At 54.4% G+C, this 16,998-nt stretch carries 16 protein-coding genes; 8 read left to right on the plus strand and 8 right to left on the minus strand.

The window, feature by feature from the left end:
* Positions 1-65: 65 nt before the first annotated feature.
* Entirely contained in the window at positions 66-2,126 is a 2,061-nt protein-coding gene (gene ptrB / locus ENTMO_RS0115135; RefSeq protein WP_010432609.1) for an oligopeptidase B, read from the plus strand.
* On the opposite strand, the gene exoX is transcribed toward ptrB, so the two are convergent.
* The 3 genes from exoX to ENTMO_RS0115150 all read right to left on the minus strand — a co-directional run bounded on the left by exoX (position 2,123) and on the right by ENTMO_RS0115150 (position 3,801).
* Positions 2,123-2,785 (minus strand): exodeoxyribonuclease X, encoded by a 663-nt coding sequence (gene exoX, locus ENTMO_RS0115140; protein ID WP_010432611.1) that lies wholly within the window; start codon positions 2,783-2,785, stop codon positions 2,123-2,125. The two genes, ptrB and exoX, sit on opposite strands and share 4 nt — an antisense overlap.
* A gap of 24 nt (positions 2,786-2,809) precedes the next feature.
* Positions 2,810-3,460 carry a carbon-nitrogen hydrolase family protein gene (locus ENTMO_RS0115145; RefSeq protein ID WP_010432614.1) on the minus strand — a complete coding sequence of 217 codons (651 nt, stop codon included), beginning with the start codon at positions 3,458-3,460 and terminating at the stop codon, positions 2,810-2,812.
* A gap of 110 nt (positions 3,461-3,570) precedes the next feature.
* Positions 3,571-3,801: a DNA polymerase III subunit theta gene (locus tag ENTMO_RS0115150; protein ID WP_010432616.1), complete on the minus strand. Its 231-nt coding sequence runs from the start codon at positions 3,799-3,801 to the stop codon at positions 3,571-3,573.
* Between the two features lie 137 nt (positions 3,802-3,938).
* On the opposite strand from ENTMO_RS0115150, the gene yobA reads away from it, so the two are divergent.
* Genes yobA through ENTMO_RS0115165 form a run of 3 tightly spaced genes read left to right on the plus strand, consistent with a single transcriptional unit; the run spans position 3,939 to position 5,536 of the window.
* Positions 3,939-4,310, plus strand: a complete 372-nt coding sequence (gene yobA / locus ENTMO_RS0115155; RefSeq protein ID WP_010432619.1) for a CopC domain-containing protein YobA — start codon at positions 3,939-3,941, stop codon at positions 4,308-4,310.
* Between the two features lies 1 nt (position 4,311).
* Complete coding sequence (gene copD, locus ENTMO_RS0115160) at positions 4,312-5,181, plus strand: copper homeostasis membrane protein CopD (RefSeq protein ID WP_010432620.1); 870 nt, start codon at positions 4,312-4,314, stop codon at positions 5,179-5,181.
* A gap of 16 nt (positions 5,182-5,197) precedes the next feature.
* Positions 5,198-5,536, plus strand: coding sequence for a YebY family protein (locus ENTMO_RS0115165; RefSeq protein WP_010432621.1), 339 nt, complete (start codon positions 5,198-5,200; stop codon positions 5,534-5,536).
* Positions 5,537-5,902: 366 nt separating this feature from the next.
* Here the strand turns inward: ENTMO_RS0115165 and ENTMO_RS0115170 are convergent, their stop codons facing one another.
* Entirely contained in the window at positions 5,903-6,883 is a 981-nt protein-coding gene (locus ENTMO_RS0115170) for a VirK/YbjX family protein (protein ID WP_010432623.1), read from the minus strand.
* A gap of 167 nt (positions 6,884-7,050) precedes the next feature.
* On the opposite strand from ENTMO_RS0115170, the gene pphA reads away from it, so the two are divergent.
* A complete protein-coding gene (gene pphA / locus ENTMO_RS0115175; RefSeq protein WP_010432625.1) occupies positions 7,051-7,689 on the plus strand; it encodes a protein-serine/threonine phosphatase in 639 nt (212 codons plus the stop codon).
* A 34-nt stretch (positions 7,690-7,723) separates the two neighbouring features.
* On the opposite strand, the gene ENTMO_RS0115180 is transcribed toward pphA, so the two are convergent.
* The 4 genes from ENTMO_RS0115180 to yebS form a co-directional block, all read right to left on the minus strand.
* Complete coding sequence (locus ENTMO_RS0115180) at positions 7,724-7,963, minus strand: YebV family protein (protein WP_010432627.1); 240 nt, start codon at positions 7,961-7,963, stop codon at positions 7,724-7,726.
* Positions 7,964-8,067: 104 nt separating this feature from the next.
* Complete coding sequence (gene rsmF / locus ENTMO_RS0115185; RefSeq protein WP_029485123.1) at positions 8,068-9,531, minus strand: 16S rRNA (cytosine(1407)-C(5))-methyltransferase RsmF; 1,464 nt, start codon at positions 9,529-9,531, stop codon at positions 8,068-8,070.
* Positions 9,532-9,587: 56 nt separating this feature from the next.
* Entirely contained in the window at positions 9,588-12,221 is a 2,634-nt protein-coding gene (locus tag ENTMO_RS0115190; protein WP_010432633.1) for a PqiB family protein, read from the minus strand.
* A complete protein-coding gene (gene yebS / locus ENTMO_RS0115195) occupies positions 12,190-13,473 on the minus strand; it encodes a membrane integrity lipid transport subunit YebS (protein WP_029485124.1) in 1,284 nt (427 codons plus the stop codon). The genes ENTMO_RS0115190 and yebS overlap by 32 nt, the downstream gene beginning before the upstream one ends.
* A 132-nt stretch (positions 13,474-13,605) precedes the next feature.
* Between yebS and ENTMO_RS0115200 the strand changes: the two genes are divergently transcribed.
* From ENTMO_RS0115200 to prc, 3 genes are all read left to right on the plus strand, one after another.
* Positions 13,606-14,103, plus strand: a complete 498-nt coding sequence (locus ENTMO_RS0115200; protein ID WP_010432639.1) for a GAF domain-containing protein — start codon at positions 13,606-13,608, stop codon at positions 14,101-14,103.
* Between the two features lie 96 nt (positions 14,104-14,199).
* Positions 14,200-14,886, plus strand: a complete 687-nt coding sequence (gene proQ, locus ENTMO_RS0115205) for an RNA chaperone ProQ (protein WP_010432641.1) — start codon at positions 14,200-14,202, stop codon at positions 14,884-14,886.
* A gap of 19 nt (positions 14,887-14,905) precedes the next feature.
* Positions 14,906-16,954, plus strand: coding sequence for a carboxy terminal-processing peptidase (prc, locus tag ENTMO_RS0115210; protein WP_010432644.1), 2,049 nt, complete (start codon positions 14,906-14,908; stop codon positions 16,952-16,954).
* Positions 16,955-16,998 lie beyond the last annotated feature (44 nt).

A 16,998-nucleotide genomic window follows, 5' to 3' on the forward strand; every position in this document is an offset into this window, starting at 1 on the left:
TTTCGCTTGCATCATGCGCGTGTTTTGCCAACCTTATAGGGTGTAAAACTCAAAAGAATCATGACATGCCACCGAAAGCCCGACGTACTCCTTATGCGATCACCACGCATGGTGATACGCGCATAGACCATTATTACTGGCTGCGGGATGACTCGCGTTCCCAGCCAGATGTGCTCGACTATCTGCACCAGGAAAACGACTATGGCCGCAAGGTCATGTCCAGCCAGCAGGCGCTGCAGGATCAGCTGCTGAATGAAATGGTGCAGCGTATCCCCCAGCGCGATGTGTCTGCCCCCTGGACCAAAAACGGTTATCGCTACCGTCATATCTATGAGCCCGGCAATGAATACCCCATCTATCAGCGCCAGTCGGTGCTATGTGCCGAATGGGACGAATGGGAAATCCTGCTGGACGCCAACCAGCGTGCCGCTCACAGTGAATTCTATACGCTGGGCGGTATGTCGGTGTCGCCAGATAACGCCATTATGGCGCTCGCAGAAGACTATCTTTCTCGCCGACAGTACGGACTGCGCTTCCGCAATCTCGAGTCGGGGAACTGGTATCCGGAAATGCTGGAGAATATCTCCCCGGATTTTGTCTGGGCGAATGATTCTGAAACGGTCTACTACGTCAAAAAGCATGCGTCCACGCTGCTGCCTTATCAGGTCTGGCGGCACACCGTAGGGACGGATTCTGCCGATGATGAAATGGTGTACGAAGAGAAAGACGAGACGTTTTACGTCAGCCTGCACAAAACCTCATCGCGTCACTATGTGATTATTTATCTGGCCAGCGCCACCACCTCGGAAGTCCTGCTCCTGGATGCTGAACTGCCTGATGCGCAGCCGCTCTGCTTCCTGCCGCGCCGAAAAGATCATGAGTACAATCTTGACCATTTTCAGCACAGTTTTTACCTGCGATCGAATCGCGAGGGTAAAAACTTCGGCCTCTACAAAACCAAAGTGCGAGATGAGCGCAAGTGGGAGGTGCTGATCCCCGCGCGGGAGCAGGTGATGCTGGAAGGCTTTACGCTCTTTACCGACTGGCTGGTGGTGGAAGAACGTCAGCGGGGGTTGACCAGTATCCGCCAAATCAACAGGAAAACGCGGGAGGTTGTGGGAATTGCCTTCGACGATCCGGCCTATGTCACGTGGATTGGCTTCAACCCTGAACCGGAATCGTCGCGCCTGCGTTATGGCTACTCTTCAATGACGACGCCGGACACCCTATTTGAACTGGATATGGACACCGGGCAGCGCCAGGTGATTAAACAGGCTGAAGTAAAAGGATTTGAGTCGGATAACTACCGCAGCGAACACCTGTGGGTGACCGCCCGCGATGGCGTTGAGGTGCCAGTCTCCCTAGTGTATCACAAGGCGCATTTTAACAAGGGCAAAAATCCTCTTCTGGTTTACGGCTACGGCTCCTACGGCTCCAGTATGGATGCGGATTTCAGCGGTAGCCGTTTGAGCCTTCTCGACCGCGGCTTTGTCTATGCTATTGCCCACGTGCGCGGTGGCGGTGAACTGGGCCAGCACTGGTATGAAGAGGGGAAATTCCTGAAGAAGAAAAACACCTTCAACGACTATCTCGACGTCTGTGATGCCCTCATCGAACAAGGCTATGGCGACCCGACGCTCTGCTTTGGGATGGGGGGAAGCGCGGGCGGCATGCTGATGGGGGCCGTGATTAATCAGCGCCCTGAGCGCTTTAAGGGCATCATCGCGCAGGTTCCGTTTGTCGATGTGGTGACCACCATGCTGGATGAGTCCATCCCGTTAACCACGGGAGAATTTGAAGAGTGGGGGAATCCTCAGGACGAAATCTATTATCGCTACATGAAAGAGTACAGCCCCTACGATAACGTGGAGGCGAAAGCGTATCCGCATCTGCTGGTCACCACCGGCCTGCATGATTCACAGGTGCAATACTGGGAACCTGCAAAGTGGGTGGCGAAACTGCGTGAACTGAAAACCGACGATAATCTGCTGCTGCTCTGTACCGACATGGACTCCGGGCACGGGGGTAAATCAGGGCGATTTAAATCCTATGAAGGCGTCGCGCTGGAGTACGCGTTCCTGATTGGCCTGGCACAGGATACGCTGCCAGGCCGCGCAGAACGTTAGGCGTCGCCCAGATAGTGCTTCAGCGTCAGGCGAAGCTCCGGGCTCATTCTGTCGAGGTTGTTATACAGCCAGCGCAGATAACCCGGATCTTTATCCGCCACTTCCGACACCGGTTTGCCGCGATATTTCCCAAAGGTAAAGGTGGTCAGTAACGCAGGGCGTCCGGTGATGGTTGCCATATCATCCGGCGTCCAGCCAGAGATATTCATAATATCAATCAGCAACGCGGCGGTGATATAGCAGTCATAGAGGGCGCGGTGATGGTGCAGCCCCTCGGGCGTCCTGACGCTGAGCTTGCGGGATTTATACAGCGCCATATTGCTGTATTTAATCCCCGGCCACAGTCGACGAGCCAGCTTCATGGTGCAAATCCATTCGCCCGGCATTTCCGGAAGAACGCGACGATCAAAGCTGGCGTTATGTGCGACATACCACGGGCTGCCGTAATAATGCGGTATGATCTCTTCAATCCATGGCTTGTCCGCCACCATCGACTCCGTAATGCGATGGATTGCCATCGCCTGCGGACTTATCGGACGGTCGGGACGCACCAGGTGGCTCATCGGGTTGACTATCTTTCCGTCAACCACATCGACTGAAGCCACTTCTACTATTCCGCCCTGCAGATCGCAGGTTTCGGTATCGATGACGCGCAGCATTGATCGCTCCTGACCCTAAAACGCTTAGCCTAAAGGAATGATATCGCCTTGCCAACCCTGTCTGCCAAGAGATCCGGTTAAGAGCAGTTCGCCTTTGTCGGCGCGAACGATCAGCTGACCTTTTTCATCCCATAATGCACTGCCGCTGCGGGCGTTGGCCATCAATACCGCAATGGCATACTTATGCGCGAAGCGCTGCAATGTGCTGATGGACTGCCGCCAGCGGTTATCGCCCACCGCCTGGCAGCTGGTAAATAACGTGGCTTGCGGATCGAGGTTAGGGGTGTCTGACTGGGTATCGATAATGGTGAGCTGTTTATCCCCCGGGATCAGGCTTGCCCCGCTTCCCTGAGGATAACGAAGGACAGTATCGAGATGGGGCGTGAAGAGGGCAAGTCCTTTCTGACGCTGGCCCTGATGAACGAGCGTCAGCCCTGCAATAACCGTTATATTGTGTGACTGCGCGGCGTGAAGGAGTGGGGCAAGCTGCAGATCGTCGGGCGGCGCGGGCAGGTCAGCCTCGCCGGGGCCTGTTAATGAGAGTTCAGGAAACACCAGCAACTGACACTGCTGTCGCGCCGCTTCGTCAATGAAACGGAGGTGGTGTTTTACATGGCTATCCACACTGGGGTGCTGTGCGGCATATTGAGCTGCTGCAATATTCCATCGAGACATCGTGACTTCCTTATACACTGAGTCGCCGGGATTTAAGAATACACCTAATTTTATAAGGGTTTTCTTATCCTGCCATAATCCGCGTAAGGAAGTGTAATGCGTCGTTAAGCTTATTTAACTTTAGGTTCGTACGGCAGTCGCGAGAGATTAACCGAGGCCAGGCGATGCGCAATCAGGCGTTCTCGAAACCAGTCGCGCAGGTGCGCGGGTTGTTCACGCTCGACAACTTCAGCCACGATGGGCATGTTGTAGCGTTCTTTGAATGCCACGCCAGCGGCAGCGAGATCGACATTGACTTTGTCCATCTCGTCCTGAGGAAGGGCAGCCAGATTAATGTTCATTACCTTCTCCTTTTTATGCGGCGGCAACGTTACCGCGATTGGATGACGATGACAAGCGAAGGGAGGATGATCCTCGACTCGTTTATTATACAGCGTTATTCTTTACCTTACAGGCATAACAAAAAGGAATGATTGTGATGGATTTCTCCTCTTCCCGCGCGGTGCGCGCGCTCACTTTATTGATCGCGTCGGCAGTGACGCCCGCCGTCCTGGCACATGCGCATCTCAAACAGCAATCCCCGGCGGCCAATACTCAGGTAGCGGCCCCGCAGACCCTTACGCTGAACTTCTCCGAAGGTATTGAACCGGCATTTAGCGGCGTTGTGGTGACCGACGCGCAACAGCAGGTGATGAAAACCGGTACCGCTAAGCGGGATGAAAAAGACAACGCCCGGCTGGTTGTGCCACTGGAACAACCGCTGGCGGCGGGCACCTATCAGGTGGACTGGCATGTGGTCTCGGTTGATGGCCACAAAACCAAAGGCAGCTATCACTTTAGCGTGAAGTAATATGCTGGCGCTGGTCTACGTGGCATTACGCTTCATCCATTTCGGCGCGTTGATGCTGATTTTTGGCAATGCACTCTACAGCGTCTGGTTTGCGCCGTCGTCACTGCAACGTCTGATGCTGAGACGCTTTCAGGCGCAGCAGAAAATGGCCGCGTTAATCAGCCTGGTGACCGCACTCCTGATGTTTGCGGTGCAGGGCGGAATGATGGGCAACGGCTGGCCCGATGTGCTGAGTACGGATATCTGGCGGAGCGTGCTGGGGACGCAGTTTGGCGGCGTCTGGCTGTGGCAAATCATTCTGCCCATCATCACCGCCGGTGCTGCGTGGCTGGCACCCCAAAAAGGTTCGCGACTGTTGCTGCTTGCGATGGGGCAATTTGTCCTGCTGGCGGGCGTCGGGCATGCGGCAATGGACGACGGGGCACCGGGGGCACTGCACCGCCTTAATCATGCGATCCATCTCCTCTGCGCGGCAACCTGGCTTGGCGGATTGTTGCCGCTGCTGTTTTGCATGCGTCTCTCGAGCGGACGCTGGCAGACGACGGCGGTCTATACCATGATGCGTTTTTCCCGCGTGGGGCACTATGCCGTGGCTGGCGTGATATTCACGGGTATCATTAACGCGCTGTTTATTACCGGCATCAATGTGCCCTGGCAGGCGGGCTACGTAAAAATGTTGTTGTTCAAATGTGCGCTGGTGGCGTTGATGGTGGTAATTGCGCTGGCGAATCGGTATTTTCTGGTGCCACGCTTTCGTCCGGATGCCGGGTGGGAGCAAACCCTTTTTATCAGGATGACACAGGCAGAAGTGGTGCTGGGCGCGTTGGTACTGGCCACGGTCAGTCTGTTTGCGACCTGGGAACCCTTTTGACAAGGTTTAAAGACATATGAAAAAGACACTACTTTCTCTTTTACTGCTGGCCTGCACTGGCAGTGCGCTGGCAGCGCCGCAGGTGATCACCGTCAGCCGTTTTGAGGTGGGTAAGGAAAAATGGGCCTTCAATCGTGAAGAGGTGATGCTGACCTGCCGTCCTGGCCACGCCCTGTACGCGATCAACCCAAGCACGCTGGTGCAATACCCGCTAAACGATACCGCAGAGCAGCAGGTTGCCAGCGGTAAGAGTAACGGACAACCGATTAGCATTATCCAGATTGACGATCCCGCTAAACCTGGCCAGAAGATGAGCCTGGCACCGTTTATCGAGCGCGCGGATAAACTCTGCTAACGCCAATGTTTCCAATAAAAAACCGCAGATGCTAGCGAAAGCACTGCGGTTTTTTACGTTTAATGATGCTCCGACGCTTTTTTTCAGGCCACTTTAGCTGTGGACTGGAAAACCTGGCGTCGTCATCTATTCTTAAAAGGCAAGGCGACTTAGCCTGCATTAATGCCAACTTTTAGCGCACGGCTCTCTCCCAAGAGCCATTTCCCTGGACCGAATACAGGAATCGTATTCGGTCTCTTTTTATCTGCATGAAAGTAAACGATAAAATCCTGCTATCGACCTCTGCAGCGAGCACATTTCCTGTGAGCCTGGTTCAAACATACCACAACACGGCAGGCCAAAGTCCAGCCCTTTTTGACTGTTTTGTTAAATTCTTGTGCATAGTTGGCGAAAGCCCTCAGTAGTCTGGAAGCGAGAACTCATCGATCCCGCGATATCATCCAGCAGCTCGAAGCGGCGACGATATTCAGCCCGCTTTTTACTGGCGATCTCTTCCAGTGATTTACGTTCCACCTGCAGGGGGAGTTGCCAGCAGAAAGGTGAAAGTTTACGGCCGTTAAGCGTTTCCCAGAATTCGTCGTAGCTGGCGTGGAAATGTCGACCTTTGCTCAGGCGATAGCGCAACGCGCGGAACACGTGTCCCTCATCGCTGACGGCGAAAATGGCGTGAATATTCGCCTGTGCGGCCAGCTGGAAAATCACTTCCATCAGGACGCGCTTAGGGAACAGGCCGTGGCAGGCTCGGGTGGCCTGCTTGATCGCCTCCCGCGATACGTTGCGGCGCGGTCCCTGAAGTCCGCCAATGACCAGCACTGGCCGACCGTGGCTGCGCGCGACGCAAAACGTCAAGCTGGCGAGCAAGGTGTTATTGCTGTCATGGAGCCACAGCGTACTCTCGCCTTCACGCTCGGCTTTGCCGGCGGAGGAAGCATTGACGGTATAGATCACGTCGTTTTTTGCCTGAAATTGCACAATGCACTGCTCGTGCGGGCTCGTCAGGGCGTGGCCAAGATCGCTGTTCTTCAGGCTATCGATCCAGTGATAGTGACTGACAACAGCGTCGGCGCGATCGCCAGGACGCAGGCCGCGCATCAGGTACTGGCGGTGGGTTTTACTCGGTAACGTGATTTGCGATGCCAGCAGCCTGTCAAAATCATCGCGTCCTGATAGCGCGTCCAGCATGCGATGGGTGGAAGCGCGGAATAACAGTGAGCGCAGAAGAAATTTCAGCCGGTAGTCGCGCTTCTGCCAGATTGGGCCCGGAACGCGTTTTCCTTTCACCAACTCGGAGATGATATTTGTGCGACAGGGATACAGCACATCGTTTTGCAGGTGTATGTTAGACACGTTAAGACCTCTCATTCTATTTCGCTCTATTTTAGAGGGGCGGGAATAAGGGATTAATAGCCCGACGATCTTTATTTCCGTTTGGTTGAAGGTTTGTTTGGGTTGGAAAAAAACGATGTCGGGACAGGATATTTTCTGCTGCAGCTATACTCTTTAAAGGAGGCATTATGTATCAGAAAATAGAAGGTGACCGCTGGCGTCACGTCTGGGTTGTTAGCGATATTCATGGCTGCTATCAATGGCTTATGGACGCACTGAAGCGTCGACATTTCAATCCTTACGAGGATCTTTTGATTTCCGTTGGCGATATTATCGATCGCGGCCCCGATTGCGTGAAATGTTTACAGCTTATGGACGAAAAATGGTTTCGGGCGGTGCGAGGCAATCATGAACAAATGGCACTGGATGCAATAGAAAATAATGATTTTGCGCTTTGGATGTCAAATGGCGGCATATGGTTTTCAGCGCTCGAAGACAAACGGAACGCTCTGAGGCTACTCAACGCGTGTCGGGACTTACCGCATATTATTGAAATAACCTGCGCAAACGGTCTGAATGTTATTGCCCACGCGGATTATCCGGCAGAGGCGTACGTCTGGAACAAACCGGTGAGCCTGCAGCGTGTGCTGTGGGATCGTGACCGTTTAATGGGGTTTATGGTGGGTAAAGGGCAGGGGATCCAGGGGGCGGACCATTTCTGGTTCGGTCATACGCCACTGGATAAACGCTATGACTTTAACAATCTGCACTATATCGACACCGGTGCGGTGTTCGATGGCTTCCTTACCCTGGTTCAGCTGCAGTAATAAATAACCCGCCTTCGGGCGGGTTCACTTTAGGTCAGGCAAGACGCAAGACCCAGGCATCGTTGTTACGGTCGTAATGCTCGCGGTAAAGGACTGAGTGTTCTCCATCAAGGATAGCCGGGACGCTGGTGTCGGCATCCCAGGCATCCAGTTGCATGCACAAATCCGGGTCGGATTTGCAGGGAATACTTAACGTTCGATCGCCTTGTGCTTCGCCGCGCAATTCTGCGTCGTCGATTTCAAAAGCGCCAATACGCACGCTGGTTTTCGTCATAGTGCTCTCCGGGTTCGTTGCAAAAATCTGGTATGACCAGTACGGGCATCCATTTTTTAGCCTAGACAAGGAGAGCAAAATCGCCAGTAAAAAAATGCGCTTTTTTAGTCGGTGCGAGTGTTACCCGTAAACAAGCGACCATCACGAACCAGCTCGCGCGGATAATTATTTTTCAGCCGTGATCCGATCTTTTTCGCCAGCCCCAGCGGGAACCCCTGATAGGTGACAATGACCTCATCCTGGGACGGGGCGCTTTCAGGGTAAACATCACGGCCGCGATACCACTCTTCGGCTTCCTGATGCGTTAACTCAAAGGTGTTGTCGCTACCCGCCAGCGCAATAACCGCCTCGTGCTGCCAGCGGTACCCCTTGTTGTGTACTTCCGCCAGGCGGATACCGATACGGGAAAAGCGGACTTTACCGATAAGCGGCTCAATGTGTGCCGGGAACAGCCATATCTCTTTATCACGTATCCAGAGGTGCAAACTCTCGTCCCAGACCAGCCCAACCCTGTTGGCGGCGGCTTCAAGCTGCGCGGCATCGCGACCTTTAAGCGGCGCAAACGGGAAATTGCCGACTTTGAATTTTGGTATTGGCAGGGGAGCCACCGCCTGCGTTTTACGCAGACGTGCGACAAAGAACCCTTCACAGTCGTAAATTTGTGGGAACACGTGGAGGAAACCATCGGGCGTGGCCGCCTCATGTGCCGTGGGGAATAAGTCATTAAGGGGCAAGAACTCGACCGCATCGGGGTATTGCGCTTTCAACCACAGACAAACCTCTTCGTTCTCATCGCGGTTTAAGGTGCACGTTGAGTAGACCAGCGTGCCGCCGGGACGCAACGCGTGAAACGCACTCTCAATCAGCTCGCGCTGCGTGGCAGCGATATCCAGGTTGCTTTCCACCGACCAGTTTTTGAGTGCATCAGGATCTTTGCGCACCACGCCCTCGCCGGAGCAGGGAGCATCCAGCAGAATGGCATCGAATGCCTCCGGTAAGGCGGCACCGAATACGCGACCGTCAAAATGCGTCAGGGCCACGTTATGGATACCGCAGCGGCTGATATTGGCGTGGAGCACCTTCACGCGGCTGGCGGAAAACTCGTTGGCGAGAATTGCCCCGCGGTTGCCCATGCGTGCGGCAATCTGCGTGGTTTTTGAGCCGGGTGCGGCGGCGACATCCATCACGCGTTCGGGCGCGTTACCCTCAGCGAACAGGGCGGCAACCGGCAGCATCGAACTCGCTTCCTGAATATAAAACAGTCCGCTCAGATGTTCAGCGGTGCTGCCCAGCGGTAAAGCGTCCTCGTCGTCGCGCTCGATCCAGAAACCTTCTTCACACCATGGCACCGGCGTAAGTTGCCAGCCATACGGCGACACCAGCGTCAGAAAATCGGCCACGCTGTTTTTGAGCGTATTGATGCGGATGCTACGACGCAACGGGCGCTGGCACGCGGCGATAAAATCATCGAAGGAAAGATGAGAAGGAAGCGCCTCGCGCATCTGCGCCAGGAATTGTTCAGGAAGAAATACGGAGTTTTGAGCCACGGGCACACCACAGGGAAACATTCAGGCGCGCAGTGTAACATAAAGGCTCCGGCGCGTTGACACCGGAGCCTTTCAGATTAACGCGGCAGGGCGGTTCCCCATTCGCGCCACTCTTTGGGTTCACTTTCAAGGAGCAGGAAGTGTTTACCCGGCTGGGCTTTCGGTGCCAGCGGTGTACCCGGTGGCGTTGCGAAGGCGATACCGCCGCGTATGAACTGGTTAAAGGTACCGGTTTTCACCACGCCGCCCGTCAGGCCAAAGTCCAGTGAATATCCGGAGGCCAGCCAGAATACGGAGTTGTTGCGTACCAGGTGCTGGTAACGATCGCTAATGCGCAGCGCGACCATCACGCGGTCCGAAAGGGTACCCAGCGTCAGGCCCGTCACGGTGCCGACTTCAATACCGCGGAACAGCACCGGTGTACCGATGGAAAGTCCACCGGCTTCCGGGACTTCGACCACAATGCTCAGGCCATCAAGGTAGCGCGAGTCGGTAATCGTCGCTTCCTGCAGTTCAAAGTCACGACGGGCTTTCCCTCGACCGGCTTCAACGTTGATGTAGGGCTGCAAAATTGTGTCGAGATGCTCAACGCCTGCGGCAGAAATCTGCGGCGTGACCACGGAGAAACGTGAGCCCGCACGGGCGAAGGTCTGTACATACTCCGGATAGAGCACGGCGGTGGCCCGCACTTCATTGCGCGATGTGATCAGCGTTAGCTTCTGGATCTGCCCGATATCAATGCCCAGATAGCGAATTGGCATTCCCTCAGCCAGTTTCCCCGCATCGAAGGCATGGAGGGTAATCTGTCCGCCTACGGCACGCGCCGCGGTCTCAGACGGGAAGAGGATACGCTTATCCCCCTTGCGCATATCGCCACCCGCACCGGGCAGATTATCGAAGCTAATCGCACCGCGCAGTGCGCGGGAAAGAGGAGAGGCCTGCACGGTTAATCCGCTGCCGTTAAGCTGGACCTTCGCACCGCCTTCCGCCCAGAACACACTATTTGCGGTGAGTAGCTTGCGGTATTCCGGCTTGATATGCAGTTCGATATCAAAGGCGTCCGCGCGCGGACGTACGGTGATCACTTCCCCGACCTCAAACTTGCGATACAGCACAACCGAACCGGCCTGCACGTCTGGCAGCGTCTCGGCGCTAAGCGTCAGCGTGGTGGTCGGCAGATCGCTCAGACTGTTTTCTATCGCCTTGTCCAGATTGGCATACAGGGGATAACTCTCCCGCACGGGGCCTTTATTGCCCGGCAGAATGCGGATCCCGCCGTTGACCCATTCGCTGGCGCTGGCGCCGAGAAACTCAACGCCGTCCAGACCGACCTTCACATCGACGCGGCTGTTCACTACAAACTTACTGTCACCATGCACCAAATCGCTGTACTGCGGATCGATAGCGGCCGAGAAGGTGACCCCTTTTCCCGACAGGGTGCGCTCCAGCACCTGGCCCACCTGCACGCCATGTAAGATCAGCGGCTGACCGGCTTCAATGCCGTAACTTTCCGGGGCGTTAAGCGTGACGGTCACAACGCCGGGTTTTTGCAGCAGCGCTTTGTCCGCCGGGGCAATAACAAAACTGTTGCTGGGCTGCCCCTCTCCGGGGATAAGTTCAAAGGTAGCGCCCGTAAGCAGGCTGCTGATACTGGCATCACTCAGCGACAGTTTTGGACTGCGCATCTCAATACGCGTTTTCTCTCGCAGGAGATCGACCACGCTCGGATCAACGGTCATCTCACCGGTTACCGAACCGCCGGGATTGAGCGTCATTTTCGTGAGCTGTCCGACCTCAAGCCCTTGATACATTAGCGGAGTCGAACCGGCTTTCAGCCCTTTGGCGTCGGGCAGGGCAAGTTTCACGATAACACCGCGCTGGCTGTGGGCCAGATCGGCGTACAGTCCAAAGGTATCATCGGCTTTGGCAGGGCTGGACCCTTCCGGGGAATCGAAGGCAATAGCGCCATTCACCAGCGCCGCCAGGCTTTCCAGCTTCACTTTTGCACCGCTCAGGCTGACGTCCGCATCCACGCCGGACACATTCCAGAAACGGCTGCCTTTTTTCACCAGGTTAGTGAAGCGGCGATCGATCAACACGTCAATGGTCACACCCTGTTTGTTCGGGTTGATGGCGTAATCGTAAACGCGACCCACCGGAATTTTGCGGAAGTAAACCAGCGAACCGCTGTTCAGTGAACCCAGGCCAGGTGCCTGCAGGTGGATCATCAGGTCGCCGTTATTGAGTCGGTACTTCGGCTGCGTATCGAGCGCTACAAAGTGATCCTGCGGCTCGCCTTTACCCGGCATCATGCCGATATAGTTACCGCCAACCAGGGCATCCAGCCCCGACACACCGGCGAGAGAGGCTTTCGGCGTCACCAACCAGAACTGCGTTTCGCTGCGCAGAGCATCCTGCATGTCAGATTTGATACTGACTCGCACCTGAATTTTGTTCAGCCCTTTTCCCAGCGTGATGTCCTGGACTGTACCGACTTCCACCCCCTGGAAGCGAACAGGGGTGCGCCCGGCGACGATACCGTCGGCGGTCTGGAAGTCAATGGTGACAGTACTTCCGCGATCTTCATAGCTCGTCCAGACACGCCAGCCCGCGATCATCAGGGCGATGACGGGCAGCAACCAGAATGGCGAAATGCGGCGTTTTGTTTTAATTCTCGCTTCAGTCGGCGAAGCGGGCGTTTCCTGACTCATGTGCATCCCAAAGTAAGCGGCTATCCAGCCATTCCACAGCAAGAATAGTCAATATCACCGCAGAGCCGAAATAAAAAGCTGCGGGTCCCATTGTAAAAGCAAGCAGCTGATCGCGATTGATGAGCGACATCATCAACGAAATCACGAACAGATCCAACATCGACCAGCGACCAATCCAGGTAACAAACCGCAGAAGCAGGATGCGTGTGCGCAGGCCCTGTTCGCATTTAAAATGGATGCTGATAAGTAACGTAAACATCACCACCACTTTGGTGAACGGCACCAGGATACTGGCGATAAACACAATGGCCGCCACGCCCACGTTGCTGTGGGCGAGGGAGATAATCCCTGAAAGGATGGTGTCTTCCTGGCGCGCGCCATTCACGTAAATGATTGAAATCGGCAGCATGTTAGCCGGGATCAGGAATACCATGGAAGCAATCAACGCTGCCCAGCATTTTTGCAGGCTGTTGTTGCGCCTCAGCCTTAGCGGAATATGGCATCGCGGGCAGCGTCCCCGTGTATCCGGCAAGCCGGTGTAGTGACAACCTAAACAGACGCGCAGGTTTTCATCCGGACGCGAGGCCGGGCGCTGGGGATAAAAACGCTCCCAAAGCTGCTCTACGTTCAGATGGATCAGCGTCAGAATACTGAGCAACACCAGGCAGATGAAAGCGAACAGCCCAACGCCGGGCTGCAAAAATGCGTAGTCCTGCACTTTAATTGACGCCACACCGACCCCGACCAGGTAGATGTCCAGCATGACCCACTCTTTCAGCTTATCGAGCATCAGCAATACGGGGCGCAGATTCATCCCAAGGATGTTACCAAGCCACAGATAGGCGATGGCGGCGACCAGAACCAGTGGCGCACCGACGGTACAAAACAGCACCATTGCGGCGGTCAGGGGATCGCCCTGGCGCGTCATCTGCCAGATCCCTTGCAGCACGTTGGCATCAATACGCACGCCGAGCAGATAAAGTTTCAGCAGTGGCTCGCTCCAGGCAAAGGGCATAAGCAAGAGCATTGTCACGGCCATGGCTGCCAGACGGGTCAACGACCAGTCCCGCCCGTCGCGGATTTTGGCGTCACAGCAGGGACAAAACGCACTTTGGTGCGATTTCATCTTCGGCAACATAAAAAGCGTATCGCACTGCGGGCAACGCTGATAATGTGCACGAGGCAGGGCTTCACTTACCGTATGGATAGTGATCTTCTTTATCGGCGTAATTTTGGTTGTTTTTAAGGCCATCAGCTGCGCACAAAAGTGTATTGTTGAAAGTTATATTAACTCATGAATTGATTGATCTTGAGCATGAGCGCATTTAATGCTTATTTTAATAGGCTATGCGGTAATTTTGTAAGACAACTAAGTGATTGAAGAATGAGCAAAACAGAATTCTACGCGGATCTCAACCGCGATTTTAAGGCATTGATGGCAGGTGAAACCAGCTTCTTAGCCACTCTGGCAAATACAAGTGCATTATTGTTTGAACGGTTGACCGAGGTTAACTGGGCCGGTTTTTACCTTCTTGAAGGTGAAACACTGGTGCTGGGGCCTTTCCAGGGAAAACTGGCCTGTGTGCGTATTCCGGTCGGACGCGGCGTATGCGGTACCGCGGTGGCCACCAACCAGGTTCAGCGCGTGGAGGATGTTCACGCTTTCGACGGCCACATTGCCTGTGATGCGGCAAGTAATTCTGAAATCGTACTGCCGCTGGTAGTAAAAAATCAGATTATTGGCGTTCTGGACATCGACAGTACGGCTTTCAGTCGCTTTACGTCTGAAGACGAGCAGGGCCTGCGCGAGCTGGCGGCGAATCTCGAAAACGTTCTGGCAGCAACCGATTATCAAAAATTCTTTGCGAGCGTCGCAGGATAATCAACGGATAACGTAGCAATTACTGATAGCGTCATTATAATGTCGCCTGTTCATGCCTGCGCGAGTTGGCAACGTCCGTTGTAATCAGGAAATTTCATGGAAAATCAACCTAAGTTGAATAGCAGTAAAGAAGTTATCGCATTTCTGGCCGAGCGTTTTCCTCAGTGCTTCAGCGCTGAAGGTGAGGCTCGTCCTCTGAAAGTCGGTATCTTTCAGGATCTGGTCGCGCGCGTTGAAGGTGAGATGAATCTCAGCAAAACGCAGCTTCGCTCTGCCTTACGTCTTTATACGTCTAGCTGGCGTTACCTGTACGGTATCAAACCGGGTGCAACCCGTGTTGATCTCGACGGCAACCCTTGCGGCGAACTGGATGAGCAGCACGTTGAACATGCGCGCAAGCAGCTGGAAGAAGCCAAAGCACGCGTTCAGGCACAGCGTGCCGAACAGCAAGCGAAAAAACGCGAAGCCGCTGCGGCAAATGGTCAGGAAGATGCGCCTCGTCGCGAGCGTAAACCGCGTCCAGCACCGCGTCGCAATGAGAATAGCGATCGCAAACCGCGTGCAGACAAGCCAGCAGCTAAAGCCCCACGCGCGCCTCGTGAAGAGCAGCGCCATACCCCAGTTTCTGACATTAACGCACTGAGCGTCGGTCAGGCTCTGAAGGTCAAAGCGGGTAACAATGCGATGGACGCCACCGTACTGGAAATCACCAAAGACGGCGTTCGTGTACAGCTGACTTCTGGTATGTCAATGATAGTACGCGCAGAACACTTGTTGTTCTGAAACGGAGGCCAAGCCTGGCATGAACACTTTTTTTAAGCTCACCGCGCCGGCGGGCCTGTTTGCTATAACAGGTCACGCCTTCGCTGTGGACGATATTACGCGTGTTGATCAAATTCCGGTATTAAAGGAAGAGACGCAGCACGCGACGGTGAGTGAGCGCGTGACGTCGCGCTTTACTCGTTCGCACTATCGTCAGTTCGATCTCGATCAGGCCTTTTCGGCCAAAATCTTCGACCGTTATCTGAACTTGCTGGATTACAGCCATAACGTATTGCTGGCCAGCGACGTCGAACAGTTCGCTAAACGTAAATCCGACGTGGGTGACGAACTGCGCTCCGGTAAGCTGGATCTGTTCTACGATCTGTATAATTTATCGCAAAAGCGTCGTTTTGAACGTTATCAATACGCGCTGAAAGTGCTGGAACGTCCAATGGACTTTACCGGCAACGACACCTTTAATCTGGATCGCAGCAAAGCGCCATGGCCGAAAGACGAAGCCGAGTTGAATGCGCTGTGGGACGGAAAAGTTAAATATGACGAACTGAGCCTCAAGCTCACCGGCAAAGACGAGAAAGAAATTCGTGAGACCTTAAACCGTCGCTACAAATTTGCCATCCGACGCCTGGCGCAGACCAACAGTGAGGATGTTTTCTCACTGGCAATGACGGCGTTCGCCCACGAAATTGACCCGCATACCAACTATCTCTCTCCGCGAAATACCGAGCAGTTTAATACTGAAATGAGCCTGTCTCTGGAAGGTATTGGCGCAGTGTTGCAGATGGACGATGACTACACCCTGATCAACTCCATGGTGGCAGGTGGCCCTGCCTCCAAAAGCAAAGCGACTAGCGTAGGCGATCGCATTGTCGGTGTTGGTCAAACCGGACAGAACATGGTCGATGTGATCGGCTGGCGTCTGGACGATGTGGTTGCGCTGATCAAAGGGCCGAAAGGTAGCAAAGTTCGCCTGGAAATTCTGCCTGCAGGGAAAGGGACGAAAACCCGTATCGTCACCCTGACACGCGAACGCATTCGTCTTGAAGACCGTGCCGTCAAAATGTCGGTGAAAACCGTCGGTAAAGAGAAAGTCGGTGTTCTGGATATCCCTGGCTTCTACGTTGGTCTGACCGACGACGTGAAAGTGCAGCTGCAGAAGCTGGAAAAACAGAACGTCAGCAGCGTGATCATCGATCTGCGCAGCAACGGCGGTGGGGCGCTGACCGAAGCGGTTTCCCTGTCGGGTCTGTTTATTCCGTCTGGCCCGGTTGTTCAGGTTCGTGATAACAACGGTAAAGTGCGTGAAGATGCCGATACCGATGGTGTGGTCTATTACAAAGGCCCGCTGGTGGTGTTAGTCGATCGCTTCAGTGCGTCTGCTTCTGAGATCTTTGCCGCGGCAATGCAGGACTATGGCCGTGCGCTTATCGTCGGTGAGCCGACCTTTGGTAAAGGCACCGTTCAGCAGTACCGCTCTCTGAACCGTATTTACGATCAGATGCTGCGCCCGGAATGGCCTGCGCTGGGCTCCGTTCAGTACACCATTCAAAAGTTTTACCGCGTGAACGGTGGCAGTACGCAACGTAAAGGCGTGACGCCGGATATCATGATGCCAACGGGCACCGAAGAGACCGAAACGGGCGAGAAGTTTGAAGATAACGCGTTGCCGTGGGATAGCATCAATGCTGCGACGTTTGTGAAATCTGGCGACATGACTCAGTTTGGTCCTGCGTTGTTGAAAGACCATAACGAACGCATCGTGAAAGATCCTGAATTCCAGTACATCCTGAAGGACATTGCGCGTTTCAATGCCCTGAAGGCGAAACGGAACATTGTTTCTCTCAATTACGCTCAGCGTGAAAAAGAGAACAATGAGGATGACGCAACGCGTCTGGCGCGTATCAACGATCGCTTCAAACGTGAAGGTAAGCCTCTGCTCAAAAAACTGGACGATCTGCCAAAAGATTACCAGGAGCCGGATCCGTATCTGGACGAGACGGTGCATATCGCCCTCGACCTGGCGAATCTGCAAAAAGAGAAACCCGCAGTGCAACCGGCACCTGCAAAATAATCCCTCAACAGGCACAAGACATTGTGCCTGTTTTTTTTAGTTCT

The organism is Enterobacter mori LMG 25706 (assembly GCF_000211415.1).
In the GTDB taxonomy this organism is placed as follows: domain Bacteria; phylum Pseudomonadota; class Gammaproteobacteria; order Enterobacterales; family Enterobacteriaceae; genus Enterobacter; species Enterobacter mori.